General features: G+C 66.0%; 25 protein-coding genes. 10 read left to right on the top strand and 15 right to left on the bottom strand.

The window, feature by feature from the left end; all coding sequences use genetic code 11:
- The first annotated feature begins 85 nt into the window (after nt 1–85).
- Complete coding sequence (mmsB, locus tag ACREB7_RS00935; protein ID WP_431590426.1) at nt 86–961, top strand: 3-hydroxyisobutyrate dehydrogenase; 876 nt, start codon at nt 86–88, stop codon at nt 959–961.
- A gap of 106 nt (nt 962–1067) precedes the next feature.
- Here mmsB and ACREB7_RS00930 read toward each other — a convergent pair whose 3' ends face one another.
- The 11 genes from ACREB7_RS00930 to ACREB7_RS00880 all read right to left on the bottom strand — a co-directional run bounded on the left by ACREB7_RS00930 (nt 1068) and on the right by ACREB7_RS00880 (nt 13224).
- A complete protein-coding gene (locus ACREB7_RS00930) occupies nt 1068–1304 on the bottom strand; it encodes a hypothetical protein (RefSeq protein WP_431590425.1) in 237 nt (78 codons plus the stop codon).
- A 144-nt stretch (nt 1305–1448) separates the two neighbouring features.
- A complete protein-coding gene (locus ACREB7_RS00925; RefSeq protein ID WP_431590424.1) occupies nt 1449–3482 on the bottom strand; it encodes a 3-hydroxyacyl-CoA dehydrogenase NAD-binding domain-containing protein in 2034 nt (677 codons plus the stop codon).
- Nucleotides 3483–3502: 20 nt separating this feature from the next.
- Entirely contained in the window at nt 3503–4717 is a 1215-nt protein-coding gene (locus ACREB7_RS00920) for a serine hydrolase domain-containing protein (protein WP_431590423.1), read from the bottom strand.
- Entirely contained in the window at nt 4714–5661 is a 948-nt protein-coding gene (locus tag ACREB7_RS00915) for an aldo/keto reductase family protein (protein WP_431590422.1), read from the bottom strand. The genes ACREB7_RS00920 and ACREB7_RS00915 overlap by 4 nt, the downstream gene beginning before the upstream one ends.
- 13 nt (nt 5662–5674) lie before the next feature.
- Entirely contained in the window at nt 5675–6481 is an 807-nt protein-coding gene (locus tag ACREB7_RS00910; RefSeq protein WP_431590421.1) for an SDR family NAD(P)-dependent oxidoreductase, read from the bottom strand.
- A complete protein-coding gene (locus tag ACREB7_RS00905; RefSeq protein WP_431590420.1) occupies nt 6478–7239 on the bottom strand; it encodes an SDR family oxidoreductase in 762 nt (253 codons plus the stop codon). The genes ACREB7_RS00910 and ACREB7_RS00905 overlap by 4 nt, the downstream gene beginning before the upstream one ends.
- Nucleotides 7236–8303: a phosphotransferase family protein gene (locus tag ACREB7_RS00900; protein WP_431590419.1), complete on the bottom strand. Its 1068-nt coding sequence runs from the start codon at nt 8301–8303 to the stop codon at nt 7236–7238. Before ACREB7_RS00900 ends, ACREB7_RS00905 begins: the two co-directional genes overlap by 4 nt.
- Nucleotides 8300–9391, bottom strand: a complete 1092-nt coding sequence (locus ACREB7_RS00895; protein WP_431590418.1) for a Zn-dependent alcohol dehydrogenase — start codon at nt 9389–9391, stop codon at nt 8300–8302. Before ACREB7_RS00895 ends, ACREB7_RS00900 begins: the two co-directional genes overlap by 4 nt.
- Before the next feature lie 120 nt (nt 9392–9511).
- Nucleotides 9512–10801, bottom strand: a complete 1290-nt coding sequence (locus tag ACREB7_RS00890; RefSeq protein ID WP_431590417.1) for an acyl-CoA dehydrogenase family protein — start codon at nt 10799–10801, stop codon at nt 9512–9514.
- Nucleotides 10802–10912: 111 nt separating this feature from the next.
- Nucleotides 10913–12370 carry an MFS transporter gene (locus ACREB7_RS00885; RefSeq protein WP_431590416.1) on the bottom strand — a complete coding sequence of 486 codons (1458 nt, stop codon included), beginning with the start codon at nt 12368–12370 and terminating at the stop codon, nt 10913–10915.
- Nucleotides 12367–13224, bottom strand: a complete 858-nt coding sequence (locus ACREB7_RS00880; protein ID WP_431590415.1) for an SDR family NAD(P)-dependent oxidoreductase — start codon at nt 13222–13224, stop codon at nt 12367–12369. The genes ACREB7_RS00885 and ACREB7_RS00880 overlap by 4 nt, the downstream gene beginning before the upstream one ends.
- Nucleotides 13225–13395: 171 nt before the next feature.
- On the opposite strand from ACREB7_RS00880, the gene ACREB7_RS00875 reads away from it, so the two are divergent.
- From ACREB7_RS00875 to ACREB7_RS00860, 4 genes are all read left to right on the top strand, one after another.
- Nucleotides 13396–14577, top strand: a complete 1182-nt coding sequence (locus ACREB7_RS00875; protein ID WP_431590414.1) for an acyl-CoA dehydrogenase family protein — start codon at nt 13396–13398, stop codon at nt 14575–14577.
- A 149-nt stretch (nt 14578–14726) separates the two neighbouring features.
- On the top strand, nt 14727–15845 hold the full coding sequence (locus ACREB7_RS00870; protein ID WP_431590413.1) for an acyl-CoA dehydrogenase family protein: 1119 nt from the start codon (nt 14727–14729) through the stop codon (nt 15843–15845).
- A 118-nt stretch (nt 15846–15963) separates the two neighbouring features.
- A complete protein-coding gene (locus tag ACREB7_RS00865) occupies nt 15964–16767 on the top strand; it encodes an SDR family oxidoreductase (RefSeq protein ID WP_431590412.1) in 804 nt (267 codons plus the stop codon).
- Nucleotides 16768–17023: 256 nt separating this feature from the next.
- The gene (locus tag ACREB7_RS00860) at nt 17024–17542 is read left to right on the top strand and encodes a hypothetical protein (protein WP_431590411.1); all 519 of its coding nucleotides are present in this window, start codon (nt 17024–17026) and stop codon (nt 17540–17542) included.
- A 122-nt stretch (nt 17543–17664) separates the two neighbouring features.
- Here ACREB7_RS00860 and ppc read toward each other — a convergent pair whose 3' ends face one another.
- The 4 genes from ppc to ACREB7_RS00840 all read right to left on the bottom strand — a co-directional run bounded on the left by ppc (nt 17665) and on the right by ACREB7_RS00840 (nt 22048).
- Nucleotides 17665–20343 (bottom strand): phosphoenolpyruvate carboxylase, encoded by a 2679-nt coding sequence (gene ppc, locus ACREB7_RS00855; protein WP_431590410.1) that lies wholly within the window; start codon nt 20341–20343, stop codon nt 17665–17667.
- A 78-nt stretch (nt 20344–20421) separates the two neighbouring features.
- Nucleotides 20422–20868, bottom strand: a complete 447-nt coding sequence (locus ACREB7_RS00850) for a hypothetical protein (RefSeq protein ID WP_431590409.1) — start codon at nt 20866–20868, stop codon at nt 20422–20424.
- Nucleotides 20869–20975: 107 nt separating this feature from the next.
- A complete protein-coding gene (locus tag ACREB7_RS00845; protein WP_431590408.1) occupies nt 20976–21401 on the bottom strand; it encodes a YbaY family lipoprotein in 426 nt (141 codons plus the stop codon).
- Nucleotides 21402–21481: 80 nt separating this feature from the next.
- Nucleotides 21482–22048 (bottom strand): HNH endonuclease, encoded by a 567-nt coding sequence (locus ACREB7_RS00840; protein WP_077148485.1) that lies wholly within the window; start codon nt 22046–22048, stop codon nt 21482–21484.
- Between the two features lie 170 nt (nt 22049–22218).
- Between ACREB7_RS00840 and gluQRS the strand changes: the two genes are divergently transcribed.
- The 5 genes from gluQRS (at nt 22219) to egtD (ending at nt 26539) form a co-directional block, all read left to right on the top strand.
- Nucleotides 22219–23070, top strand: coding sequence for a tRNA glutamyl-Q(34) synthetase GluQRS (gene gluQRS / locus ACREB7_RS00835; protein ID WP_431590407.1), 852 nt, complete (start codon nt 22219–22221; stop codon nt 23068–23070).
- A 10-nt stretch (nt 23071–23080) separates the two neighbouring features.
- A complete protein-coding gene (locus ACREB7_RS00830) occupies nt 23081–23305 on the top strand; it encodes an HIG1 domain-containing protein (RefSeq protein WP_431590406.1) in 225 nt (74 codons plus the stop codon).
- 27 nt (nt 23306–23332) lie between these two features.
- The gene (locus ACREB7_RS00825; RefSeq protein WP_431590405.1) at nt 23333–23914 is read left to right on the top strand and encodes a cob(I)yrinic acid a,c-diamide adenosyltransferase; all 582 of its coding nucleotides are present in this window, start codon (nt 23333–23335) and stop codon (nt 23912–23914) included.
- A gap of 323 nt (nt 23915–24237) precedes the next feature.
- The gene (egtB, locus tag ACREB7_RS00820; RefSeq protein ID WP_431590404.1) at nt 24238–25551 is read left to right on the top strand and encodes an ergothioneine biosynthesis protein EgtB; all 1314 of its coding nucleotides are present in this window, start codon (nt 24238–24240) and stop codon (nt 25549–25551) included.
- Nucleotide 25552: 1 nt separating this feature from the next.
- Nucleotides 25553–26539 (top strand): L-histidine N(alpha)-methyltransferase, encoded by a 987-nt coding sequence (egtD, locus tag ACREB7_RS00815; protein WP_431590403.1) that lies wholly within the window; start codon nt 25553–25555, stop codon nt 26537–26539.
- Nucleotides 26540–26554: the final 15 nt, after the last annotated feature.

The raw sequence follows: 26554 nt of genomic DNA, 5'->3' as shown, positions 1-26554 counted from the left end.
GGGGAGGGCCTGTTTCCTCCTCGCCAATGCAATATTCGGGACAGGCCTTCCCCCGGCCCCTCCCGCAAGCGGGAGGGGAGAAACAATGAAAATCGCATTCATCGGACTCGGCAATATGGGCGGCGGCATGGCCGCGAACCTGGCGAAGGCAGGGCATGAGGTCCGCGCCTTCGACCTCAGCGAAGAGGCGCTCGCACGCGCTGTCGAGGCGGGCTGCACGCGCGCCGTATCGGCGGCCGAAGCCGTGACCGGCGCCGAAGCGGTGGTGACGATGCTCCCCGCGGGCAAGCATGTCGCCTCGGTCTACGAAGCCGACGTCTTCCCGAACGCCGCGCCGGGCACCCTGCTGCTCGATTGCTCGACGATCGACGTCGCCACCGCGCGCTCGAACATCGAAGCCGCCACCGCCAAGGGTCTCGTCGCGGTCGACGCGCCGGTGTCGGGCGGCATCGCGGCGGCCAATGCCGGAACTTTGACCTTCATGGTCGGCGGCACCGACGAGGGTTTCGTGCGCGCCGAACCGATCCTCGCCAGGATGGGCAAGGCGGTGATCCACGCCGGCGATGCGGGGGCGGGGCAGGGCGCGAAGATCTGCAACAACATGCTGCTCGGCGCCTCGATGATCGCGACCTGCGAAACGCTCGCGCTCGCGCAAAAGCTCGGGCTCGATCCGCAGAAATTCTTCGACATCGCCAGCGTCTCGTCGGGGCAATGCTGGTCGCTGACCTCTTACGCGCCGCTCCCCGGCGTCGGCCCGGTCACCCCCGCCGACAATGGCTATGCGGGCGGTTTCGCGGCGGCGCTGATGCTCAAGGATTTGCGCCTCGCGATGGAGGCGGCGGCGAGCGTCGACGCCGATGTTCCGATGGGGTCGAAGGCGCGCGAACTCTACGAAGCCTTTGTCGAGGCCGACAAGGATGGCCGCGACTTTTCGGCGATTATCCAGACGTTGCAGGGCTGAGCCTCACACACCCAACCCCGTTTGCATCGAGCGAAGTCGAGATGCGTCTGGCGCTGTGCCGGCGTGTCTCGACTACGCTCGACACGAACGGGAATTGGGGCTCGTTCTAGTAAAAATCCGCCGTTTCGCCGCCGTCCTTGCGCTCGGTGCGATGCACCTGCGTCGGGGCCTTGCGGTCGCCGGTGCGCACTTCCAGCCGTCCGTCGACGCGCCGGACTTCCGCCGGTGCGACGATCCGGGCCCGTGCGATGCCGACCGCGCTCGTCTGCGGCGCCGCGACCGGCGTCGAGGCGGTCGCGCTGGCGGTGAGCAGCAGGAGGGCGAGCGGGGACATGGCATTCATGCTCTGCCCTAACGGCAGAGGTTGCCACGGCTTTAACCTTGAATCGCACATTCCCCCGCGGCGGCGGGCCGGCGTTCGGACAAAAGAAAGGCCGCCCGCCCCAGGGTGGGACAGGCGGCCGGATCTTTCTTTCGCGCGGGCGGTTTAGAAGCCGCTCTTCGCCTCGGCCTTCTCCTTGAGCAGCGGCGCAACCGCAAAGCCATGCTTCTCCAGCGCCGCGACGATCTTGTCGGTGCCTTCCAGCCCTGCCCAGAACATCGGGCCGCCGCGATAGACCGGCCAGCCATAGCCATAGATCCACACGACATCGATGTCCGACGCGCGCTGCGCCTTGCCTTCGGCCAGGATCAGCGCGCCTTCGTTGACCATCGGATACAGCGTGCGCTCGATGATTTCCTGGTCGCTGATCTCGCGCTTCGCCTTGTTCGAGTGCTGGCGGAAGTCCTCGATGATTTCGGCGACTTCGGCGCTCGGGCTCGGGTTACGCTTCTCGTCATAGTCATAGAAGCCCTTGCCGGTCTTCTGTCCCCAGCGGCCCTTGGCGGCGAGTGCGTCGCGGATGCTCTCGATGCGCGTCGGGTCGCGGTGCCAGCCGATGTCGACGCCGGCGAGGTCGCTCATCTGGAACGGCCCCATCGGCATGCCGAAATCGACATGGACCTTGTCGATCTGCTGCGGCGTCGCGCCTTCCATGAGGAGGTTCATCGCCTCGACCTGGCGGGGTTTCAACATCCGGTTGCCGATGAAGCCGTCGCACACGCCCGCGACCACCGCGACCTTGCCGATTTTTTTGCCGATCGCCATCGCCGTCGCCAGCGCGTCGGGCGCGGTCTTGTCGCCGCGCACCACTTCGAGCAGCTTCATCACATTGGCGGGCGAGAAGAAGTGCATGCCGAGCACGTCGCCGGGGCGGCTCGTCGCGGTCGCGATCTCGTCGATGTCGAGGTAGCTGGTGTTCGACGCGAGGATCGCGCCGGGCTTCGCGATCTTGTCGAGCTTGCCGAAAATGTCCTTTTTCACGTCCATATTCTCATAGACGGCTTCGATGATCAGGTCGCAGTCGGCGAGATCGTCGAGGTTCAGCGTGGGCGTGAGGATGCCCATCATCGCCTCGACCTGTTCGGGCTTGAAGCGGCCCTTGGCGGCCGACGCCTCGTAATTCTTGCGGATCACGCCGGTGCCGCGATCGAGCGCTTCCTGCTGCATCTCGACGATGGTGACCGGGATGCCCTTCTGCAGGAAGTTCATGCTGATGCCGCCGCCCATCGTGCCGGCGCCGATCACGCCGACCTTCTTGACGTCGCGCAGCGCGGTGTCCTTGGGCAGGCCGTCGATCTTTGCGGCCTGGCGCTCGGCGAAGAAGATGTGGCGCTGCGCCGCCGACTGGCTGCCGAACATCAGCTTCACAAACTGCTCGCGCTCAAAGGCGAGGCCTTCGTCGAAGGGCAGGCGCGTCGCGGCCTCGACGCAGGCGAGGTTCGCATAGGGCGCCTCGAACCCGCGCCATTTTTTGGCGTTCGCGGTCTTCAGCTGTTCGATGATCGCGACGTCGCCGAACACTTCGCGGTCGCGCGTCGGGCGCGGACCGTCGGCTACACGCGCGCGCGCAAAGGCGATCGCATCGGCCGCAAGGCTGTCTTCGCCGGCGAGCGCATCGACGAGGCCAAGCTCCTTCGCCTTGGCGGCGGGCAACGGGTCGCCGGACGACACCATCGTCGCGGCGGCCTCGACCCCGACGACGCGCGGCAGGCGCTGGGTGCCGCCGGCGCCGGGCAGCAGGCCGAGCTTGACCTCGGGCACCCCGAGCTTCGCCGACGGAACCGCGACGCGGTAATGGCAGACGAGCGCGGTTTCGAGACCGCCACCGAGCGCCGTGCCGTGGATCGCGGCGACGACGGGCTTGGTCGCCTGTTCGATGCTGTTGAGCACCGCGTTGAAATCGGGGCCGCGCGGCGGCTTGCCGAATTCGCTGATGTCGGCGCCGGCGATGAAGGTGCTGCCGTCGCAGCGCAGCACGATCGCCTCGACGCTGTCGTCGGCCAGCGCGGCCGCGAAATGGTCGGCAAGGCCCTGGCGGACGTGCCAGGAGAGGGCGTTGACCGGCGGGTTGTTGACGATGACGACGGCGACATTGCCGTCCTTTTCCAGCGTGACGCTGATCGGGGTTTCTTCGGACATGACAGGCTCCTTAAAAGGCTTCAATCGTTGATCGCGGCGTGGATCAGGGTCTTGACCTCGCGCCGCACGGGATAGGTGGAAGAGGGCATCAGCTGGGTCATAAACACGATGCAGAGCTGCTCGACCGGATCGACGAAGAAACCGGTCGAGAACATGCCGCCCCAATAAAAATCGCCCGCCGACCCCGGGGTCAGCGTCCGGGCGGGATGCTCGGTCACCGCGAAGCCGAGCCCGAAACCCACCCCGGCATTTTCGGCTTCGGAAAAAATACCGACGCTATGCTGGACGAGGTCGCCGCCGCCCGGCAGGTGGTTCGCGGTCATCAGCTCGAGCGTCTTGCGGCTGACGATTCGCACGCCGTCGAGCGCGCCGCCGCCGAGCAGCATCAGGCAGAAGCGGTGATAATCGGCGAGCGTCGAAACCAGCCCGCCGCCGCCCGAATGGAAACTGCGGTCCTTGGCCCAGCGGCTCTTGTCGCCGCTGTCGAAGACCTTCATCCTGTCCTTGGGGTCAAAGGCATAGGCGTCGGCCAGCCGGTGCTGCTGGTCGGCGGGCACCTTGAAGCCGGTGTCGACCATGCCCAGCGGGCCGAATATCCGCTCCTGCAGAACTTGCGCGAACGGCCTGCCTTCGACCCGCTCGATGACCGCGCCGAGCACGTCGGTCGCCATCGAATAATTCCAATGCGTGCCGGGGTCGAATTGCAGCGGGATTTTGGCGAGGTCGGCGAGGAAGCTGTCCATCGTATAATCGGCGTCGAAATCGTCGATCCGCGCCTTGCGGTACGCGGCGTCGACCGGGGTGCGTTCCTGGAAACCATAGGTCAGCCCCGCGGTGTGGCGCAGCAGGTCGACGATGCGGATCGGCAGCGTCGGCGGCCGGGTCAGGAACGGGACGTTGCCGCCGCCGGCGACGAAGACGCCGGTGTCCCTGAACTCGGGACAATATTTCACCAGCGGGTCGGAGAGCGCGACCTTGCCTTCCTCGACCAGCATCATCAAGACGATGCTGGTGATCGGCTTGGTCATGCTGGCGATGCGGAAGATCGTATCTTCCTTCAGCGCCTGGCCCGGCCGGGCGTCGCCGATGAGCGAGAGGTGCGCGATCTCGCCGCGCCGCGACACCAAAGTCGCGGCGTGGGGCAGGCGGCCGGTCTCGACATATTTGGCGTTGAGGAAGGCGGGGATGCGGTCGAGCCGCGCGGCGTCGAAACCCGGATTTTTGGAACCACTCACGAAATGCGGACTCCTTCGAGGACGGCGGCGGCTTCGGCGAGCAGCGCCGGATCGATCGTCATGTCGGCGGCGGCGGCGGTCTCGCGGAGCTGCTCGGGGCGGCTCGCGCCGACGATCGCGCTGGTGATGCCCGGCTGCGCGAGCACCCAGGCGATGGCGAGCTGCGCCATGGTGCAGTCCGCCCGGTCGGCAAGCGGTTTCAGCCGCTGCACCGCTTCGAGCACCGGATCGGTCAGGTAGCGGCCCATGAAATGCGCATCCTCGCCCGACGCGCGGCTGCCGGCGGGGATGTCGGCACCGGGGGCATATTTGCCGCTGAGTACGCCCATCGCCAGCGGCGACCAGACGATCTGGCCGATGCCGTGCGCGATGCTGATCGGGATCACCTTCGCCTCGGCGCGGCGATAGAGCAGGCTGTACTGCGGCTGGCTCGATACGAATTTGACGTGGGGCGGCGCCAGCGCCAGCGCCGCCTCGATCTGTTCGGGCGACCATTCGGAAAAGCCGATCGCGCGCGCCTTGCCGCTCGTCACGACCGCGCTCAACGCCGCCATAGTCTCCTCGAGCGGGGTGTCGGGGTCGTAGCGGTGGCATTGATAGAGGTCGACATAGTCGGTCTGCAGCCGCGTCAGGCTGGCCTCGATCTGCTTTTCGATCTGCGCCCGGCTCAGCCCCTTGTCGCTGTCCGACATCGGGAAAAAGGCCTTGGTCGCGAGCACATAGGAATCGCGCGCGTGCCCCTTCAGTGCCTTCCCCAGAAATTCCTCGGCGGCACCCCGGCCATAGACATTGGCGGTGTCGATGAAGTTGATGCCCGCATCCAGCGCCGCTTCGACGCAGGCGCGCCCGGCGCTGTCGTCGACCCCGACCCCGTAAGTGAGCCAGCTGCCGAGGCAGATCGTCGAAACGCGGATGCCGCTGTCGCCGAGCTCGCGATATTTCATGCGTCCAAATTCCTTAGTGCGAGGTCTGGCCGAGCAGTTGGCGCGTCACCGGATGCGAGCTGGTCAGCCCGCCATCGACCGCGATCGCCTGTCCGTTGACATAGCTCGCCTGGTCGCTGGCGAGAAAGAGCGCGACATTGGCAAGTTCCTCGGGCTGCGCGGCGCGCTTGAGCGGGTTCAATTGGCCCAGCTTGTGGGTGACCTCTTTGGCCTTGGCATAGTCGAAGGTCGGCTTGGTCATCCCGGTTTCGGTGAGGCCGGGGCAGATCGCGTTGACCCGGACGCCGCTCGTCGTCAGCTGCTGCGCCGCCGTCTTGGCGAGGTTGATCACCCCCGCCTTCGACGCCGAATAAGCCCCCGGGCCCGCGCCCGAATTGATCCCCGCGACGCTCGCGGTCAGCACGATCGCACCGCCGCGCCCCTGGTCGACCATCGCCTTGCCGGCATGTTTCACCATCAGCGCCGGGCCGATCAAATTGACGCGCAGCGTCTCGGCCCAGGCGGCGGGATCGAAATCGAAGATGCCGCCCATGTCGCCGATGATGCCTGCGTTGGCGAAGGCAACGTCGAGCGCGCCATAAGTCTCCTGCGCCGTCGCAACGAGGCTCGCGACATCGGCCTCGATGCCCGCGTCGATCTCCAGCGCGACCGCCTGACCGCCCGCATCCTTCACCAACTGCGCCGTCTCATGCACCGCTGCACTCTTGTCGCCGAGCACCAGCTTCGCGCCCTCGGCCGCAAAACGCAGTGCGCTCGCGCGGCCGATGCCCGATCCGGCGCCGGTGATGATCGCGACCTTGCCGTCCAATGCTCCGCTCATACCACCACGCCTCCGTCCAATACCATCGTCTGCCCGGTCATAAAACTCGCGGCATCCGAACCCAGATACACCGCCGCCCCCGCGATCTCGCGCGGTTCGCCGATCCGGCCGAGGCAGGCGTTCGACACCGACGCTTTCAGATTGTCGGGGTTTTCCCACAGCGCTTTCGCGAAGTCGGTCTTGACCAGCCCCGGCGCGATCGCATTGATCCGCACGTTCGACGGTCCGAATTCGCGCGCCAGATTCTTGACCATCTGGATATCGGCGGCCTTGGTGATCGCATAGGTGCCGATGATCGGCGTGCCGCGCAGCCCGCCGATCGACGAGACGAGGATGATCGACCCCGCCTTGCGTTCGCGCATGCCGGGCGCCACCATCGTGATCAGCCAGTGCTGGGCGACGATATTATGGTCGAGCGTCTTGCGCAGCGCCTCGTCGCTGATCGTCTCCATCGGCCCGTAATGCGGGTTCGACGCGGCGTTGCAGACCAGGATGTCGATCGGACCGAACGCGGCGCGCCCGGCATCGACCATGGCCTGCAGCGATTCCTTCGACGACAGGCTCGACGACACCGCGATCGCATGGCCGGGGTGCCGGGCGTTGATCGCCGCAGCGACCTCCTCGCACGGTTCGAGATTGCGGCTGGTGATCACGACCTTCGCGCCATGATCGGCATATTCCTCGGCGATCGCGCGTCCGATACCGCGCGACGACCCGGTGATGATCGCGACCTTGCCGCTGAGGTCGAACAGGCTCATGCGCCGGCCTTTCGTGCAAAATCCCACGCCTTTTCGGCGAGCGGGCGGACGCGTTCGGACATGTCCTTGGCGTGCTGCGACGAGGCGGTGCCCTCGATCACGCGCTTCTTGATGCCCTGGATGATCCCGGCGAGGCGGAAGAAATTATAGGCGAAATACCAGTTCATGTCGGGCACCCCGTCGCGGCCGGTCGCGGCGCAATAGCGGGCGACCATCTCGTCGAGTTCGGGAATGCCGAGCGCCTGGCGATCGAGGTCCATCACCCCCGAACGCCCGCCATTTTCGGTCACCCACGCCATCGCGACATAGGTGAAGTCGGCGAGCGGATCGCCCAATGTCGAGAGCTCCCAGTCGAGCACCGCGAGCACTTCGGGCCGGTCTTTCGCAAAGATCATATTGTCGATGCGATAATCGCCATGGACGATGCTGGTGCGTGTCTGCTCGGGCAAGGTCGCGGGCAGCCAGGCGATGAGCTGCTCCATCTCGTCCATCGTCTCGGTCTCGGACAGGCGGTACTGCTTGGTCCAGCGGTCTACCTGGCGGCCGAAATAATTGCCCGGCTTGCCATAGTCGGCCAGCCCCGCCGCCTCGACATCGACGCTGTGCAGCGCCGCGAGCGTGTCGATCATCGCATCATAGGTGGCGCGGCGGTTCTCGGGGGTCGATCCCGGCATCGCGCCGTCCCAGATCGTCTGGCCGTCGACCATGCCCATCACATAGAACCAGCTGCCGACGACGCTGTCGTCGGTGCACAGGCCATACTGGCGCGCGACCGGGAAGCCGGTCTTATGCAGCCCCGCTTGTACCTTATATTCGCGGTCGACGGCGTGGGCGGAAGGGAGCAGCGGGCCAAAGGGCTTGCGGCGGAGCACATAATTGCCCGACGGCGCCGAAATCTTGTAGGTCGGGTTCGACTGGCCGCCGGCGAACTTGCCCTGCGTCAGCGGCCCCTCGAACCCCTCGACATGGGCTTCCATCCACGCGGTCAGCTTCGCCTCGTCGAGCAGGTCGGCGCCCTCGGGCGCGACGGTGCCGCTGAAGGCCTTTTGGGCGTCGAGCGTCATTGGTCGAACACGATCACCGACCGCGCGGCATCGCCCTTCTTCATCTTGTCGAACCCTTCGTTGATCTGCGCTAGCGGGATCGTCTCGGCGACGATGCTGTCGAGGTCGAGCAGGCCGCGGAGGTAGAAATCGACGAGGCGCGGGATATCGACCGGGAAGCGGTTGCCGCCCATGATCGCGCCCTGCAATTTCTTGCCGCTGAGCAGGTCCATCGCCGACAGGCCGACCTTTTCCGAAAGCGGCATCATGCCGAGGATCGTCGCGGTGCCGCCGCGGCGCAGCGACGCGACCGCAAGGCTGGCCGAGGCGGGGCGCCCGACGGCCTCGATCGCATGATCGACTCCGCCCTTGCTCAGTTCGAGGATCTGTTTCGCGGCATCGGCGTCCATCGCATCGACGACATCGGTCGCGCCCAACTTGATCGCCAGCGCGCGCTTTTCGGGAACCGGGTCGGCGGCGATGATGCGCCCCGCGCCGGCGATCTTCGCGGCGTTGATCGTCGCGAGGCCGACCCCGCCGCAACCGACCACCGCGACGGTCTCGCCCGGGGTCACCTTGCACGCGTTGAAGATCGTGCCCGCGCCGGTGGTCACCGCGCAGCCGATCACCGCAGCGCGGTCGAGCGGCATGTCGGGGTCGATGCGCACGCACGCATGTTCATGGACCAGCATCGTTTCGGCAAAGGCGCTGAGGTTCAGCATCTGGTTGACGATGCTGCCGTCGGGGCGCGTGATGCGCGGCGGCTGGCCCGGCGCGCGGCGCGTGTCGCCGCCCATGCACAGGGACATGCGGCCGCTGACGCAAAATTCGCAATGCCCGCAAAAGGCGCTGAGGCAGGTGACGACCGCGTCGCCGACCTTGACCGTGCGCACTTCGCTGCCGACCGCCTCGACGATGCCGGCGGCTTCATGGCCGGGGATCGCGGGCAGCGGGTGCGGATAGGCGCCGTCAATGAAATGCAGGTCCGAATGGCACAGGCCGCAGGCGGCGGTGCGGATGCGCACCTCGTGCGGGCCGCAATCGGCGATCTGGACGGTCTCGATCGCGAGCGGCTGGCCGGGTTCGATCAGGATGGCGGCTTTGGTCATTCAAATCTCCGTTCAGTCCCCCTCCCGCTTGCGGGAGGGGCTAGGGGAGGGCTTGTCATGTGGGGCGGGCGCCAACAAGCCCTCCCCCGACCCCTCCCGCAAGCGGGAGGGGCGTTTCAATTAGCGCGAAACCCCGATGTCGCCCGACGAGAAACCCGGCTCGGCCGCGTCGCTGTGCTTGGCGAATTCGATGCGGGCGATCGCGCGTTCATGGACTTCGTCGGGACCATCGGCCAGCCGCAGCGTGCGCTGATGCGCATAGGCCTTGGCCAGCCCGAAATCCTCCGACACGCCGCCGGCGCCATGCGCCTGGATCGCGTCGTCGATGATCTTCAGCGCCATGTTCGGCGCCTGGACCTTGATCATCGCGATCTCGGCCGCAGCCGACTTGTTGCCGACCTTGTCCATCATGTCGGCGGCCTTCAGGCAGAGCAGGCGCGTCATCTCGATATCGATGCGCGCCCGCGCCAGGCGATGCTCCCAGATGCTGTATTCGGCGATTTTCTTGCCGAAAGCGACGCGCGACTGGAGCCGCTTCGCCATCTTGGAAATCGCTTCTTCGGCGACCCCGATGGTGCGCATGCAATGATGGATGCGGCCCGGCCCGAGGCGCCCCTGCGCGATCTCGAAACCGCGACCTTCGCCGAGCAGCATCGCCTCCTCGGCGTTGACGCGGACGTCCTTCAGCTGGATTTCCATATGGCCGTGCGGCGCATCGTCGTAACCAAAGACGGGCAGGTGCCGCAGGATGGTCACCCCCGGCGCGTCGAGCGGCATCAGCACCATCGACTGCTGCGCGTGGCGCTTCGCGGCGAAATCGGTCTTGCCCATCACGATCGCGACTTCGCAGCGCGGATCGCCGGCGCCCGACGACCACCATTTGGTGCCGTTGATGACATAGTCGTCGCCGTCGCGCTCGATCCGCGTCTCGATATTCGTCGCGTCGGACGAGGCGACCGCAGGCTCGGTCATCAGGAAGGCCGAACGGATCTGGCCGTTCATCAGGCGGCCCAGATATTTTTCCTTTTGCGCGCGCGTGCCATACCGGTGGAACACTTCCATATTGCCGGTGTCGGGCGCCGAGCAGTTGAACACTTCACTGGCGAAACCGACGCGGCCCATTTCCTCGGCGCACAGCGCATATTCGAGGTTGGAGAGGCCGGGCCCCTCGAACTCGAAGGTTTCGTCGACATGATGATGCGCACCGCTGCGCGGCGGCATGAACAGGTTCCAGATGCCGGCCTCTTTCGCTTCGACCTTCAGATCCTCGACGACCTGAATCACTTTCCAGCGGTCGCCGGCCTTGTCCTGCTTGTCATAGGTCGGGACGGCGGGGCGGACCTTGCGCTCGATGAAGTCGCGTACCCGGTCGCGCCAATAGACCTGCCGGTCGGTGAGATCGAAATCCATGCTCGCATCCTTCCCTTTACGTTTACGTAAGCCCATGGACCGATTCGGCCCCGCTTGCCAAGCCCTGCGGCCTGAAAATTACACCCTTTCGTCGCCTCGCGAACTTTTCCGTTACGGATGCGGTCTTGCCGCTTCCGCCGCATTCGCCATCGCCGCAACCCGCGCTTCATGGTCGGCGCGCGAAATCGGAAAGCGCGAGATGAACCAGATGCTCGCGATCGCGAAAAGGATGAGCACCCCCAGGAAATAGGTCGCCAGATTGTCGAGGATCGACGGGTCCACCTGCCCGGGTTTCGCCTGCGCCGGGAAATTCGCCGCCCCGATGATCTGGCCGGTCAGGAACAGGCCGACCCCGGTCGCGCATTTCTGGACGAAGAAATAGGCCGAAAAGAAAATGCCTTCGGAGCGCTCGCCGGTCTGTTCCTGCGACGCCTCGACGATGTCGGACGCCATCGACTGGGCCAGCATCATCGCCGCGACCGAAAAGGCGTTGGAGATGGTGATCAGCGTGAACAGCGTCGGGATCAGCGCCGCATCGCCATTGGCGGGGAACAGCCCCGCGAAGCGCAGCACATAGGGGGCGACGCCGAAGCACAAAGCGAGGATGCCCGCCGCGACGGCGCCGGTGCGCTTTTCCATGCGTTTCTGGAGCAGTCCGACGACCAGGAAGGCGCCGACGACACCGACGAACAGGGTCGCCGAATAGGCGATGAAACCCGCCTGCGGCATCAGCCAGTAATAAGTGAGCAGATAGGCGGTGATCGAAAAGGTCAGGCCCTGGTTGACGAAGGCGAAGACCGAACTGCCGAGCAGGACGAGGAAGGCTTTGTTCGACAGGATGGTCCTGATCTTGCGCAGCGTCTGGCCCAGCGGCAGGTGCGTCGGCGGCGCGGCGTCGGGGTGGGCAAGGCGGCGGTGCGTCGTCCATGCCGATACGCTTGTCGCGAGGATCATTAGCACCGCACCGGTCCAGCCATAGAGCTGATAGCCGTCGAGATTGAGCTGGCCGACGGGGTATTTTTCGCTGGGCACGAGGAAAAAGCCGAAGGCCAGCGTCAGCATGACGAGCCCACCCGCCCAGCCGAAGACGAAGCGCCAGCGCGTCAGCGAGGTCCTTTCGTCATAATCGCTGGTCAGCGCCGGAACGACCGAGAGCGCCGGAATTTCATAGCAGGACACCGCGGCGCGCATCAGGAAGGCGAACAGCAGCAGATAGCCATAGAGCCATTGCTGATCGAGCGACGGCGGGTGCCACAGCATGATCCAGGCAAAGGCCATCGGCAGGATCGCCGCATACATCCACGGGTGCCTCTTGCCCCAGCGGCTGTGCGTCTTGTCGCTCCAGTAACCGACCATCGGATCGATGATCGCATCCATGAACAGCGCGAGCAGCAGGATCAGGCCGACGATCCGCGCATCGAGCCCGAGGACCTGATTGTAGAGCAGCATGAGGAGCGTGGCGAAACCATTGTCCTTCACGCCATAGGCGATCGACCCGAAGCCGTTGCCGAGCTTGATCCGGAGCGGCAGCTTTTCGGAGGGCGGCAGCGCGCTGGCGGTTGCCGTCACGCCGGCGCCCCCGCCTTCGCCGCCTCCTCCATCGCTGTCAGGGCGTCGAACAGGCCGGGGGCCTCGGGGTCCCAGGCGTGACGCTGGCCGATCGTCAGTCCGCCGTCGACCAGCATATGGGTGCCGGTCATAAAGCTCGATTCCTCGCTCGCCAGATAGGCGACGGCATTGGCGATGTCCTCGGGCTGGCCGCCGCGCGCGACGGGCTGCGCGGCCTCGCTCAAGCCGGCGATGATCGCCTTGGCCATGTCCTTGTTCTCGTCGGGTACCTCGAGCGACGCGGTGAAGATATTGGTGTTGATGAAGCCCGGACAGATCGCGTTCACGCGGATGCCGTACTGCGCAAGATCGGTCGCCGCGACCTTGGTCAGGTGGAGCACGCCCGCCTTGGCGACGGCATAGGCGGTCGGCGAATAGCCCGCGCCGAGCGCCGCGACGCTCGCGGTGTTGACGATCGCCGCGCCCTTGCGGCCTTTCATATGGGGGCTGGCGTAACGGATGCCCATCGCCACCGATTTCAGCACCAAGTCCATCGTCCGGTCCCAGCCTTCGGGGGTGATCTCGTCGATCGGGGCGCGGTCGCCGCCCGCTGCGGCATTGTTGAACACGATGTCGATGCCGCCGGCCTTCGCGGCGGCGGCGTCCATCAGCGCTTCGATGTCGGACGGCTGCGTGACGTCGCAGCGGATGAAATCGATCTTGCCGTTCGACTGTTCGGCGAGCGCTTGTCCGCCCTTTTCGTCGATGTCGGCGGCGAACACATGCGCGCCCTCGCCGGCGAGTTTCAGCACCGCCGCTTTGCCGATGCCCGATGCTGCGCCGGTGACGACGGCGACCTTGCCTGCGAATCGCATATCCTGCTCCCGTTTTATTTTGCGACCTAAGCTTAGGCGCGTGGAAAGGCGCGTCAACGCCCGGCAATCGGACGCTACGGCGCCGTAACGGCAGGTCGGCCGCCCCAAGTTGACGCTTGCGTAAAGCAGCGACTCCGCCTTAGTTTGCGCGCCGGAAGAGGAGCCTTGAAGATGAGCGATCTGGACGCTTTCCGCGCCGAAGTGCGCGGCTGGTTGGAAGCCAATTGTCCCCCCGAAATGCGCGAGCCGATCCGCGAGGAAGGCGACGTCTGCTGGGGCGGGCGCAATTGGGTGTTCAAGAATGACGCCCAGAAAGCCTGGCTCGAGGCGTGCGTGTCGAAGGGCTACACCGTCCCCGACTGGCCCAAACCCTATGGCGGCGCCGGGCTGACCCCCGAACAGACCAAGATCTTCAAACAGGAAATGAAGCGCATCCATGCGCGCTCGCCGCTCGACAGCTTCGGCATCTGGATGCTCGGCCCCGCGCTGCTGCAATTCGGCACCGAGGAGCAGAAGGTCCAGTACCTCAACCCGATCGCGCGCGGCGAAATCCGCTGGTGCCAGGGCTATTCGGAACCCGGCTCGGGCAGCGACCTCGTCAGTCTGCAGACCTTCGGCGAAGACAAGGGCGATCATTGGGTCGTCAACGGCTCGAAGATCTGGACGAGCTATGCCGACAAGGCCGACTGGATTTTCTGCCTCGTCCGCACCGACAAGGCGAATAAGTATCAGGGCATCACCTTCATGCTCTTCGACATGGCGAGCAAGGGCGTCACGACCAAGCCGATCCTGCTGATCAGCGGCAACAGCCCTTTCTGCGAAACCTTCTTCGACGATGTCGAAGTGCCCAAGACGCAATATATCGGCGAGATCAATCGCGGTTGGGATGTCGCCAAATATCTGCTCGGCCACGAACGCGAGATGATCTCGGGCGGCGGCGCGGGCGGCGACATGGTCAGCATCGGCGGCGCCTTTGCCAAGGCGTTCGGCAAGAACGCGGCGGGCGAACTCGACGACCCGATATTGCGCGCCGAAATGGCGGCGTTCGACGTCGATGTCTTTGCGTACCGCGCGATGGGCGAGCGTTTCATGGACATGTGGAAGACCGGCCGCGCACATCCGGCCAGCTCGAACATGATGAAATATGTCGGGACCGAGCTCAACAAGCGTCGCCACGAACTCGTCATGTCGGGCGGCGGCAGCGAAGCGCTCGAATGGGACAGCGAAGAGACCAAGGGCGGCGCCCGCGCACGCGGCTGGCTCCGTACCAAGGCCAATTCGATCGAAGGCGGGACGAGCGAAGTCATGCTCAACGTCATCGCCAAGCGGATATTGGATTTGCCGGGGGCGTGACAAGAACACGCCCTCCCCTTCAGGGGAGGGCAGCGAGACTTGGGAGCTTGCTCCCTAGTCGCAGCGGGTGGGGGCCAGCGGCCTTGCTCAAGGTTTCGGGCCCCCACCCCAACCCCTCCCCTGAAGGGGAGGGGCTAAGGAGAAGACATATGCCCCTTTATCACAATGACGACCAGGCGATGCTCAAGGACAGTGTCGCGCCCTTTATGACCGAGCAGGCGCCGGTGTCGCACCTGCGCAAACTCCGTGACAGCGCCGACGCCACCGGCTTCTCGCGCGACCTCTGGGCGCAGTTCACCGACATGGGGCTGCCCGGCATGCTCGTTCCCGAGGCGCATGGCGGTCTCGGCATGGGGCATATGGAAGCGGGGATCGTGCTCGAGGAAATCGGCCGCAACCTGACCCCGTCGCCTTTTCTCGCGACCAGTGTCGGCGCGGTCGCCGCGCTGGCCAAGGCCGGCGGCACGCAGGCCGACCGCTGGCTCCCCGCGATCGCGGGCGGTCAGGCGATTATCGCGCTCGCGATCGACGAGGGCGCCAAGCACCGTCCCGACCGGATCGCGACCACCGCGACGCGCGCCGGCAACGGCTTCCGCCTCGACGGCAAGAAAAGCTTCGTCCTCCACGGCCATGTCGCCGACATGAGCATCGTCGCGGCGAAGACCGACGGCGGCATCACGCTGTTCGCGGTGCCCAAGGATGCCAAGGGCGTCACCGCCGATCCGCGCCGCCTCGTGGACAGCAGCTTGGCTAGCCACGTCACCCTCGACGGCGTCGAGGTCGATGCCGACGCGGTGATCGGTGAGGTCGATGCCGGCGGCGAGATCCTCGACGCGCTGCTCGCCGCCACCCGCACCGGCGCCGCCGCCGAAATGGTCGGCGTCGGGCAGGGCGCGATGGACATGACCGTCAAATACCTCAAGGAGCGCAAGCAGTTCGGCAAGCTGATCGGCGAGTTCCAGGGCCTCCAGCACCGCGCCGCACATCTCTATGGCGAGATGGAAGTCGCGCGCGCCACCGTGATGAAGGCGCAGGAACTGCTCGACCAAGGCAGCGACGGCGCCAGGCTGATGGTCTCGGTCGCCAAGGCCAAGGCCGGCCGCGCCGCCAATCTTGCGGTGCGCGAGGGCGTCCAGATGCATGGCGGCATCGGTATGACCGACGAATATGACATCGGCCTCTATATGAAACGCGACCGCGCGCTCGCCGAATACATGGGCGACGTGCATTACCATATCGACCAGGTCGCGCGGATGAACGGTTACTGACGTCGCGGGGGTCAATAAATAGGGACAGTCCCTATTTTTCTGCAACCAGCCCGGGTGCCGCAAACGATGTGAAGGAAAAATAGGGACTGTCCCTATTTATTGACAGAGAGCCCAACCAATGAACCTTCAGGACATGTTCGGCCTCGACGGCCGCATCGCGCTCGTCACCGGCGGCTCGCGGGGCATCGGCAAGATGATCGTCGAGGGCTATCTCGCTGCGGGCGCGGCGCGCGTTTACATCTCGGCGCGCAAGAGTGCGCAGATCGAGGAAGCCGTCGCCGATTTCGAGACGCGCTACCCGGGCAAGGTCATCGGCCTGCCCGTCGACCTCGCAACCGTCGAAGGCTGCCGCGCGCTGGCGAAGGAACTCGAAGCGCGCGAAGAACGGCTCGACATCCTCGTCAACAATGCCGGCGCGGCCTGGGGCGAACCCTTCGAGGGGTTCCCCGAGGCGGGCTGGGACAAGGTGATGGACATCAACGTCAAATCGCCCTTCTTCCTGACCCAGGCGCTGCACGGCCTGATGAAGGCCGCTGGCACGCCCGAACGCCCCGCCAAGGTCATCAACATCGGCTCGATCGACGGCCTGCGTCTCAACCCCTGGGAAACCTACAGCTATCACGCGTCGAAGGCGGCGATCCTGTACCTGACGAAGCGTCTCGCGGCGCGGCTGGTGACCGACAATATCATCGTCACCGCGATCGCGCCGGGCGCCTTCCAGTCGGACATGAACAAGGCGGCGCGCGACCATGGCGATGCGGTCGCCCAGAGCATCCCGACCAAGCGCATCGGGATCCCCGAGGATATGGCGGGCGCCGCGATCTTCCTCGCGTCAAAGGCGGGCGACTATGTCGTCGGCGACACGATCGCGGTCGACGGCGGGCTCGTCCATGGCGACCTCAAGACCAGCATCGACGCCTGACCTAAGCCCTTCCCCTTTAGGAGTGTCAGGTCGGTCATGCCCCCGGCATGACCTAAACCGTCCGGGGGACGGTTTACCTGACACTGGGTTGGGGTGGGGTCTGTCAGTGTTGCGCAAAGCCGCTGAACCCCACCCGCTGTGACTAACCAGCAAGCTGGTAAGTCTCGCTGCCCTCCCCTGAAGGGGAGGGCGAGTCCTATTTGACTCAGGATCCTCCAAGGTGTATTATCCAACTAATGCACCAAGGAGACCTCCCATGCGTTTCGCTTCCCTGATTCCCCCGGTCCTGCTCCTCGCCGCCTGCGGTCAGGATGAGAAGGCCAAGGACGGCACCGAAATCTCGATCAACGCCGGTGACGAGCATGGCGGGGTCCAGATCACCTCGAGCAAGGACGGCGGCGGCAAGGTCAAGATCGGCGGCGACGGTGTCGACATTGACATCAACGTGCCCGACTTCGTCGATTTCGACGTCACCGGCGATTTCGATATCGACGGGGTGAAGCTCTATCCGGGCAGCCAGGTGACGACGGTCAATGTCGATGCGAACGACAAGGACGGCGCCCGAAAGGCGGTGGTCAAACTCGGCTTCACCTCACCTGTGGCGCCAACCAAGGCCGCCGACTGGATGGCCGGCGAATTCGCGAAAAAATCGGTCAAGGTCACCCGCACCGGCGACACGCTCGCGGGCAAGGACAAGGACGGCAGCGATTTCACGATCAACTTCGGGCCGGACGGCGCCACCAGCAAGGGCGAAGTGCTGATCACCAAGAGCTGATCGGTTCGCCGCCAACACCAACTTCCGTTCGTGTCGAGCGAAGTCGAGACACGCGGGCGCTGCGCAGGCGTGTCTCGACTTCGCTCGACACAAGCGGGGTAGGGTAGAGGCCAGGCCTTCCCTTAGCCGCTGTTCCGCAAGGCCGTCGCGATCGCGTTGATCGTCAGCTGGATGCCCTCGGCGATCCGCGCATCGGTTTCACCCGCGCGGTGCCGCTTCATCAGCTCGATCTGCAGCAGGTTGAGCGGTTCGATATAGGGCAGGCGCAGCCGGATCGACGCCTCGAGCGCCGGGTTCTTTTCGAGCAGGCGCGTCTGGCCGGTGATCTCGAGCAGCCCGTCATGCGCGCGGTTCCAACCGTCCTTGATCCGCCCGAAGATCGCCTCATGCCCCTCGACCTGGCTCGCCAGCCCGGCATAATGCGCCGCAATCCCCATGTCGGATTTCGCCAGCACCATCTCCATATTGCCGAGCAGCGCGCCAAAGAAGGGCCAGCTCGCCGCCATGTCGGCGAGTAGAGCCTTATCGGCAAAGCCCGCAAAGGCCTCGCCGGTCCCGTACCAGCCGGGCAGCATCGTGCGCGCCTGCGCCCAGCTGAACACCCAGGGGATGGCGCGCAGATCCTCGATCGCGCTCGACTTGGTGCGGCTCGACGGCCGCGACCCGATCTTCAGCGTCGCGATCTCGGCGATCGGGGTCATCGCGCGGAAAAAATCCTTGAAGGTCGGGGTGTCGTAAACCAGCCCGCGATAGGCGGCGAAGGCGCGGTCCGACACCGCGTCCATCGCGGCGGTGAAGCGCACGCAGTCGGCTGCGCCCAAAATCTCGGGCTCGAGGCTCGCGAGCAGGCTCGCCGACACCATTGACTCAAGGTTCGTCGCGGCGCTGTCCGCCGTGCCATATTTGGCGGCGATGACCTCGCCCTGTTCGGTGATGCGGATGCGCCCTTGCACCGTGCCCGCGGGCTGGGCGCGGATCGCGGCAAAGGCGCTGCCGCCGCCGCGCCCGACCGCGCCGCCGCGGCCATGGAACAATTGCATCGACGGTCCGGCTGCGGCGAATACCGGGGTCAGTGCCTGCGACGCCTGATGCAACCCCCAGGTCGAGGTCAGATAACCCCCGTCCTTGTTCGAATCCGAATAGCCGATCATCACTTCCTGATGCCCGCGCAGGGCAACCTGCGGGCCGATCTCGGGCATCGCGAAATAACGCGCCATGATCGCGGGCGCCTTGTCGAGGTCGGCGATCGTCTCGAACAAAGGCACCACCATCAGGTTGCTCTTGCCGGCCGCTTCCCCGCTCCGCCACAGCCCCGCCTCGCGCGCGAGGACATGGACTTCGAGCAGGTCGGACAGCGTCTGCGCCATCGAGATGATCCATTGGCAGATCGCATCGGGGCCCAGCCGCGCGCGGACATCGGCGGCGGCGCGCACGATCGCGAGTTCGCCCGCCGTTTCCTCGCTCCAGCTGTGCCACGATGCCGCCAGCGGCCGGTCGCTCGCGAGTTCGGCGGTGAGCAGCGCGACGCGCGCTTCTTCATCGAGCGCCGCATAATCGTCGCACACCCCGGCGACGCGCAGTACCTCGGCGAGCACGCGTTCGTGCACCGCGCTGTTCTGCCGCATGTCCAATGTCGCGAGGTGGAAACCGAAGACCTCGACCGCGCGGATCAGCCGCCCGAGCGCGCCGATCCCGCCGAGCTGGCCTTCGCCGCTTGCCTCCAGCCCGTCGGCGAGCGTGACGAGGTCGCGGCGGAAATCGGCGGGGGTGGCATAGGCTTCGCCCGCCAGCGCCGAGGGGCGCGGCGGCGCCTTGCCGGTGATCGCGGCATAGGTCGCGGTCAGCCGCGCATAGATGCCCGACAAGGCGCGGCGATAGGGTTCGTCGCGGCGGCTCGGCGCGGTATCGCCGCTCGCCTCGGCCAGCGCTTCGACGGCGGCGGGCACCGGCGCGAGCCCTGCGGACACCGACAGCTCGGCGCCCAGCGCATGGACCGCGTCGATATAATGGCCGAGCACCGCAGCGGCGTTGCGGCCGGTCGCCTGCGTCAGCGTCTCGGCGGTGACGAAGGGATTGCCGTCGCGGTCGCCGCCGATCCAGCTGCCGACGCGCAGGAAGCTCGCGGGGCGCTGGCCCAGTTCCTTCTCCCAGCGCGCATAAAGCTTGGGCACCACGGGCAGGAACACGTCGCGCAAATAGGTGAGCGCATTGTCGATTTCGTCGGCGACGAACAATTTCTCGGTGCGGAGCGGCCGCGTCTGCCACAGCAGCACGATCTGCCGCCGGATCGCTTCCTCCACGATATCGCCTTCCGGGGTCTCGTCGGCGCCGCTGTCGCGCAGCAGCATCAGCTCGGCGATCCGGTTCTTGTGGTCGAGCATCGACTTGCGCCGCACCTCGGTCGGGTGCGCGGTCAGCACCGGCGCGACCAGCGCCGCGCCCATCAATTGTGCGACGGCATTGCCGTCGATCCCGCCGTCCTTCAGCCGCGCCAGCGCCGCCGCGACCGTCGCCTCGGGCTCGGCGGCGACGCCCTGCCGATCCTCGGCGAGGTTGGCGAGCATCGAAAAGAGCATGAAGCCGCGCACGAAGGCGATGGTGTCGTCGAGGCTCAGCGCATCGAGCCCCGCGTCGCTCGCCTCGGCTCCGGCGATGCCGCGATGCCGGTCGACGCTGACCGAGCGGATATATTCGGTCTGGCGGTACAGTTTCTCGCCGCCATAGGCGCGGATGACGTCGCCCAGGATCCGCCCCAGATAGCGGATGTCGGGATTTTGCGAGATCTGGATCGGAGGCCCCATGAGTGCGGATGCTGCACCTGCGAAGGCGCAGGGTCAAGCCGGGGATGGACGCGCATAGCTATGCCATGCGCGGCGGGTTCAGGCGAAGGTGTCGACGATATCGTCGCTGAACCCGCGCCCCCGGCTCAGCGCCCAGGCCCCGCGCACCCCGCCGACCATCGCCGCGAACATGATGATGCCGACGACCCAGTTGATGATGTTGCCGTTGACGATCATGCCAAGCGCGTAAAGCGCCGCCGAGATGATCGCGAGGATCGCGCCGCGTCCCCGACGCAGCAGCGTTGCGGCGATCAGCATCAACGCCAATTGGGCAAGGGTCAGCAACAACACGGGATGCGCCTGTCCGAGCAGCGCCATCAGATTGTCGAAACCCAAGGACGCGAACAGCATGAATGCGCTGGCGCCCGCGACGATATAGAGCGCGAGCGATGCGGTCTGCGCGGCGTTGAGCGCCCCCGCGCGCGTCGTCAGGTCGGGTGACCAGAGATTCTTGAATGTGTTACCCGAGCCGCCTTCATACGCCATGATCATCCCCCGTTTGCGGACCGGACGCGCGCCCCGCACGTCCGCACCCCTCCCGGCTCGCTATCGCGGACGGCAGCGGCGATCCAGCATTTGTTGGCGATCGGACGTCAGCGCGTCTTCACCAACATCAGCGTCCCCATGTCGATCGCCGGCCGCCCGTCGAAGGTCACGCTGTTGCGTGTGTCGGTGATGAACATCAGCTTGCCCGACGCGTCGGTGATCCGCGCCGACACCGCATAGCTGTGGCGCGGGTCGAGCCGGCGCTCGTCGACGGTCAGCGAAAAGGCGAAGGGCACCTGCCGCCCGTCGGCGGTGAAGCTCTGCTGCGCGATCGTGCGCGACGGCGCATCGGCGAGGCTGACGTCGGCGAGCTGCACCTCCACCTGCGCGGTCGGGGGCAGCGCGATGCGTTCGCGATAGGTGATGCTGCCGCTGACGGTGACCGGCTTTTCGCCCGGCATCATCGTGGCGCAGCCGGTGAGCAGCGGCGCGGCGGCGAGGCCGAGGGTCAGGGCGCGGGCGAAACGGACCATGGGGGTTCTCCTCTTCGATGGTGGACGGCCTGCTAGCCCCGCCCATCTGAACCTGCGCTGTCCCGGCCGCATGTCGGCCGTCATCCCTCCAGCTCGACGTCCCAATAGAGCCAGTCGATCCAGCTCGTGTGCAGATAACCCGGCGGGAAGCAGCGGCCATTGTCCTGCAACTGCCATGACGTCGGGCGCCAGGGCTGGCGGTGGATCGGCATATGCGCCTGTTGCGGCGTGCGGCCGCCCTTCTTCAAATTGCACGGCGCGCAGGCGGTGGTGACATTCTCCCACGTCGTGCGCCCGCCCAGCCGGCGCGGCACGACATGGTCGAAGGTCAGATCCTTGCCCGACCCGCAATATTGGCACGAAAAGCGATCGCGCAGGAACAGGTTGAAACGTGTGAAGGCCGGATATTGCGACGGCTTCACATATTGCCGCAGCGCGATCACGCTCGGGATCGGCATCGTGCGCGTCGGCGAATGGATTTCGCGCTCGTAATTTTCGACGATGGTGACGCGGTCGAGGAACACCGCCTTGACCGCGGTCTGCCAAGGCCACAGGCTGAGCGGGTAATAGCTGAGCGGCGTATAGTCGGCGTTCAAAACCAGCGCGGGGCAACTATCGGGATGCCGGGCAAGATCGGGATGGAACATGGCTTGGTAACGCTGCCCCCTTTTCTGTCCGGGTTGGCGCGCCACTGCCTTCCCCAAGTGACACTGGCATTACATGACGCATCAGAATCTGACGTCAAGGGGGCATCTGCCGCAAGATATGGGAAGATTCGGCTTAAACGCCCACATGATATGGAATATCCCGCCGCGCCATGCTGACCCGTTTCGCTCCCAGCCCGACCGGCGAACTCCACCTCGGCCACGCCTATAGCGCGCTGCTTGGCTTTGACGCGGCGTGCGCGGTCGGCGGCGCTTTCCGCCTCCGCATCGACGATATCGACGGCAGCCGCTCGCGCGAAGCCTATGTCGCGGCCGCGCTCGCCGACCTTGCCTGGCTCGGGGTCGCATGGGACGGCGAACCGCTGCGCCAGTCCGAACGGCTCGCCGCCTATCAGGCCGCGCTCGACGATCTGCGCGCGCGCGATCTTGTCTACCCGTGTTTCTGCACCCGCGCCGATATCGCCGCCAGCCTCGCCGCGCCGCATGGCTCATCGGGTGCGCTCTATCCCGGCACCTGCCGCCATCTGGACGAGGCGACACGCGAACACCGCCTCGCCGCCGAACCGCATTGCTGGCGCCTCGACATGGAGAAAGCCGCAGATGTCGCGGGCGACCTTCCTTGGGAAGAGCAGGGGAAAGGAGTCCGGCTCGCCGATCCGCGCGCGCATGGCGATGTCGTGCTTGCGCGCAAGGACGCCCCCGCCAGCTATCATCTTGCCAGCACCGTCGATGACGCAGCCATGGGGGTCACCCATATCATCCGCGGTGCCGACCTGATCGCTTCGACCGACGTCCACCGCCTGCTCCAGGCCCTGCTCGGCCTGCGGACCCCGCTCTATCGTCACCACGCGCTCGTCTGCGGCGCGGACGGCAAAAGGCTGGCGAAGCGCGACGCCGCCGCGTCGCTCGCGGCGCTGCGCGACAGCGGCGTCGACGGGCGCGCGCTTGCCGCCGATCTGCTCGGCGGGCGGCTTCCCACTGGCTATTCGCTGCAAAAGGCCTAGAATAGGGGGCATGAACATCCTCCTCATCCTCGGCGTCGTCGTGGCGGCTGGTTTCGTCCTCTTCTCGCTCGCGCGCGGACTCTTCTATTTCTCGCAGGGGCACCGCGCCGCGATGGAGGGAACGGTGCATGAAAATCAGGTGATGCAGAACAAGATGATGATGGCGCGCGTGAAGTGGCAGGCGATCACCATCATCCTGCTCGTGCTGATCGGTTTCTTCGCCGCCGGAAGCTAATTCTTACGGCGCGGAAACCCGGATAATATGGTCAAGCTCAACAAAATCTACACGCGCACCGGCGACGACGGCACCACCGGGCTCGTCGATGGCTCGCGCATCGCCAAGTCCGACGCGCTGATGGCGGCGATCGGCGATGTCGACGAAGCGAACAGCGCGATCGGCGTCGCCGCAGCGGCGCTGGCGTCCGACAGCGACGCGGCGGCAATGCTGTCGCGGATCCAGAACGAAATGTTCGACCTCGGCGCCGATCTAGCCACCCCCGCCGATATCCAGTTCGGTTTCGGCCCGCACCAGATGGCACTGCGCATCGTGCCCACGCAAATCGCCCGGCTGGAGGATGAGATCGACGGCATGAACGACGGGCTCGACGCGCTCAAAAGCTTCATCCTGCCCGGCGGCACCGAGGCGGCGGCGCGGCTCCACCTTGCCCGCGCCATCGCGCGCCGCGCCGAACGCGCGGCTGTTGCGGCGGGCGCGACGCGCGACCTCAATCCGCTCGCGCTCACCTATCTCAACCGGCTGTCGGACCATCTTTTCGTGCTGACGCGCTACCTCAATGCGGCGGCGGGCGGCGACATCTTGTGGAAACCCGGCGCGACGCGCTGACGTCCCTTTTCACGCGGAGGCGCGGAGAAGAAGAAAGCGTGTTTCACGCAGAGACCACAGAGAAAGCAGAGCGCGCGGAGGCGTCGGGCAATGTTTGAAGGTCGTACGGACCATCGGGATTTTCCGGGCGGCTTTGCCGCCAATCATTCTTCTCTGCGGCCTCTGCTTCCTCTGCGTTCTCTGCGTGAAACATTCCTTCCTTTTTCGCCGCGTCTTCGCGTCCCCGCCCTTTTGTTCCCTAAATGTTCTAGGCATTTCGCCGCCGCGTAACCATAATCGGTGGCCCGACGAAACCGAATCACCACTCGGGGGATTGTCTCATCATGGCCAGCCGCACCGACATGTCACCCAAGCTAAGCGCTGAAGATTGCGCGGCAAATCTGGCGCAACGCTTCGCCGCGACCCGCCGCCTGTCGCTCGACCTCGTTGCGACGCTGTCCGACGCCGACGCCAGCGCGCAGTCGATGCCCGACGCCTCGCCCGCCAAATGGCATCTCGCGCATACCACCTGGTTCTTCGAAACCTTCGTGCTGCGCGACCATGTCCCGGGCTATCACCTGTTCGACGCGCGCTATCCCTTCCTCTTCAACAGCTATTATGACGCCGAAGGGCCGCGCCACGCCCGCCCGCAGCGCGGGTTGCTGACGCGGCCGTCGCTCGACGAGGTGCGTATCTGGCGCGCCCATGTCGATACGGCGGTGCAGAGCGCCTTGCCGGACCTGCCGCGCGCGGCGCTGGCGTTGGTCACCCTCGGCCTCCACCACGAGCAACAGCATCAGGAACTGCTGCTCACCGATTTGAAACATCTCTTCGCGCAAAATCCGCTCGGCCCGGCGGTGTGGGAAAAAAGTGCGATCCAGTGTGAAGTTGCGCCGTTTTCCGCGCCTTCGCCGTCCGCAGGCGAAGCGGGCGCGATCCGCTGGGCGAAAGGCGCCGAGGGCGTGGTCAGCGTCGGTCACGCCAGCCCGGATTTTGCATTTGACTGTGAACTTCCGCAGTTTTCGGCGCTTCTCACCCCGCACGCGCTGGCGAGCCGCCCGGTCACCAACGGCGAATGGCAGCAATTCATCGCCGACGGCGGCTATCACACCCCGTCGCTCTGGCTCAGCGACGGCTGGGCCTGGGTGCAGGGCGAGGATGTGAACGCCCCCGCCTATTGGCGCGAGGGGCGGCATTTCACCCTGTCGGGCTGGCAGGATATCGACCCGGCGGCCCCGGTGACGCATATCAGCTTTTTCGAGGCCGACGCCTTCGCCAGCTGGGCCGGCGCGCGGCTGCCGACCGAAATCGAGTGGGAGGCGGCGGCGGCCACGCTCGATCCGGCCTCGGGCGACCAGCTCGACGCCGCCGGACCCGTCCAGCCCGCCGCCGTGCCCGCCGACGGCGACACCGATTTGCAACAGATGTTCGGCAGCGTGTGGGAATGGACCGGCAGCGCCTATCGTCCCTATCCCGGCTTCCGCCCCGCGCCCGGCGCGGTCGGCGAATATAATGGCAAGTTTATGAGCGGGCAGTTCGTCCTGCGCGGCGGCAGCGTCGCGACCCCGCGCGGCCACTGCCGGGCCTCCTACCGCAATTTCTTCTACCCCCACCAGCGCTGGCAATTTACCGGCGTGCGCCTCGCCAAGGATCTTTGATATGGCCGTCGTTCGCAACCTGCGTCAGGTCGACGCCGACGATGCCGGGGTCGATATCGCCTTTCGCGCCGACGTCCATGCCGGACTGTCTCAGGCGCAAAAGGCGGTGCCCGCGCGCTGGTTCTATGACGCGACGGGGTCGGCGCTGTTCGAGGATATCACGGCGCTCCCCGAATATTATCCGACGCGCAGCGAAACCGACCTGCTCAAGCGCCACGCCGGCCAGATGGCGGCGGCGATCGGCCCGGGCCGCGCCGTGGTCGAGCTCGGATCGGGCAGCTCGACCAAGACCCCGCTGCTGCTCGATGCGATCGCGCCCGCCGCTTATGTGCCGGTCGATATTTCGGGCGATTTCCTCCGCGACAGCGCCGCCGCGCTCGCGGCGCGTTTTCCGGGTCTCGCCATCTATCCGGTCGAGGCCGATTTCACCCAGCGCGTCGCCCTGCCGCGCGAAATCTGCCCTTTGCCCAAGCTCGGTTTCTTTCCCGGCTCGACGATCGGCAACATGGTCGCACGCACCGCGATCGACCTGCTGCGCAATTGGCGCGAGGCGCTCGGCGATGGCTCGCTGCTGCTGATCGGCATCGACCGGATCAAGGATATCGCGGTGCTCGAACGCGCCTATGACGATCCGGCGGGGGTCACCGCGGCGTTCAACCTCAACCTGCTCACGCGCATCAACCGCGAGCTCGGCGGCACCATCCCCGTCGATAATTTCGAGCATCGCGCGGTGTGGGACGATGTCCATGCACGGATCGAAATGCATCTTGTCGCCGCCTGCGCCATGAGTTTCACCGTCGACGGCCGCACCTATCATATGGCGAAGGGGGAGACGATCCACAGCGAGAACAGCCATAAATATGGCCCGCGCGACGCGAATCTGCTGCTCCGCGCCAGCGGCTGGACCCCCGTTGCGACCTGGGACGATGCCGACCCCGCCTTCGCGCTGATCCTCGCCGAGGCGACCGCCTTCCGCTCGGCGCCCTGATGCGGGGCCGCGATG

Source organism: Sphingopyxis sp. (assembly GCF_050725615.1).
GTDB lineage: Bacteria > Pseudomonadota > Alphaproteobacteria > Sphingomonadales > Sphingomonadaceae > Sphingopyxis.
This window is presented reverse-complemented; position numbering and strand designations above follow the sequence as displayed.

What these genes read in the sequence shown, in the direction of transcription:
- ACREB7_RS00875 (WP_431590414.1), top strand. Translation starts at nt 13,396, where the DNA reads ATGAGCGATCTGGACGCTTTCCGCGCCGAAGTGCGCGGCTGGTTGGAA.
- ACREB7_RS00830 (WP_431590406.1), top strand. Translation starts at nt 23,081, where the DNA reads ATGAACATCCTCCTCATCCTCGGCGTCGTCGTGGCGGCTGGTTTCGTC.
- ACREB7_RS00910 (WP_431590421.1), bottom strand. Translation starts at nt 6,481, where the DNA reads ATGAGCGGAGCATTGGACGGCAAGGTCGCGATCATCACCGGCGCCGGA.
- egtD (WP_431590403.1), top strand. Translation starts at nt 25,553, where the DNA reads ATGGCCGTCGTTCGCAACCTGCGTCAGGTCGACGCCGACGATGCCGGG.
- ACREB7_RS00930 (WP_431590425.1), bottom strand. Translation starts at nt 1,304, where the DNA reads ATGAATGCCATGTCCCCGCTCGCCCTCCTGCTGCTCACCGCCAGCGCG.
- ACREB7_RS00865 (WP_431590412.1), top strand. Translation starts at nt 15,964, where the DNA reads ATGAACCTTCAGGACATGTTCGGCCTCGACGGCCGCATCGCGCTCGTC.
- ppc (WP_431590410.1), bottom strand. Translation starts at nt 20,343, where the DNA reads ATGGGGCCTCCGATCCAGATCTCGCAAAATCCCGACATCCGCTATCTG.
- ACREB7_RS00900 (WP_431590419.1), bottom strand. Translation starts at nt 8,303, where the DNA reads ATGACGCTCGACGCCCAAAAGGCCTTCAGCGGCACCGTCGCGCCCGAG.
- ACREB7_RS00825 (WP_431590405.1), top strand. Translation starts at nt 23,333, where the DNA reads ATGGTCAAGCTCAACAAAATCTACACGCGCACCGGCGACGACGGCACC.
- ACREB7_RS00880 (WP_431590415.1), bottom strand. Translation starts at nt 13,224, where the DNA reads ATGCGATTCGCAGGCAAGGTCGCCGTCGTCACCGGCGCAGCATCGGGC.
- ACREB7_RS00925 (WP_431590424.1), bottom strand. Translation starts at nt 3,482, where the DNA reads ATGTCCGAAGAAACCCCGATCAGCGTCACGCTGGAAAAGGACGGCAAT.
- ACREB7_RS00850 (WP_431590409.1), bottom strand. Translation starts at nt 20,868, where the DNA reads ATGGCGTATGAAGGCGGCTCGGGTAACACATTCAAGAATCTCTGGTCA.
- ACREB7_RS00890 (WP_431590417.1), bottom strand. Translation starts at nt 10,801, where the DNA reads ATGGATTTCGATCTCACCGACCGGCAGGTCTATTGGCGCGACCGGGTA.
- ACREB7_RS00895 (WP_431590418.1), bottom strand. Translation starts at nt 9,391, where the DNA reads ATGACCAAAGCCGCCATCCTGATCGAACCCGGCCAGCCGCTCGCGATC.
- ACREB7_RS00845 (WP_431590408.1), bottom strand. Translation starts at nt 21,401, where the DNA reads ATGGTCCGTTTCGCCCGCGCCCTGACCCTCGGCCTCGCCGCCGCGCCG.
- ACREB7_RS00870 (WP_431590413.1), top strand. Translation starts at nt 14,727, where the DNA reads ATGCCCCTTTATCACAATGACGACCAGGCGATGCTCAAGGACAGTGTC.
- gluQRS (WP_431590407.1), top strand. Translation starts at nt 22,219, where the DNA reads ATGCTGACCCGTTTCGCTCCCAGCCCGACCGGCGAACTCCACCTCGGC.
- ACREB7_RS00860 (WP_431590411.1), top strand. Translation starts at nt 17,024, where the DNA reads ATGCGTTTCGCTTCCCTGATTCCCCCGGTCCTGCTCCTCGCCGCCTGC.
- mmsB (WP_431590426.1), top strand. Translation starts at nt 86, where the DNA reads ATGAAAATCGCATTCATCGGACTCGGCAATATGGGCGGCGGCATGGCC.
- ACREB7_RS00915 (WP_431590422.1), bottom strand. Translation starts at nt 5,661, where the DNA reads ATGAAATATCGCGAGCTCGGCGACAGCGGCATCCGCGTTTCGACGATC.
- ACREB7_RS00905 (WP_431590420.1), bottom strand. Translation starts at nt 7,239, where the DNA reads ATGAGCCTGTTCGACCTCAGCGGCAAGGTCGCGATCATCACCGGGTCG.
- egtB (WP_431590404.1), top strand. Translation starts at nt 24,238, where the DNA reads ATGGCCAGCCGCACCGACATGTCACCCAAGCTAAGCGCTGAAGATTGC.
- ACREB7_RS00840 (WP_077148485.1), bottom strand. Translation starts at nt 22,048, where the DNA reads ATGTTCCATCCCGATCTTGCCCGGCATCCCGATAGTTGCCCCGCGCTG.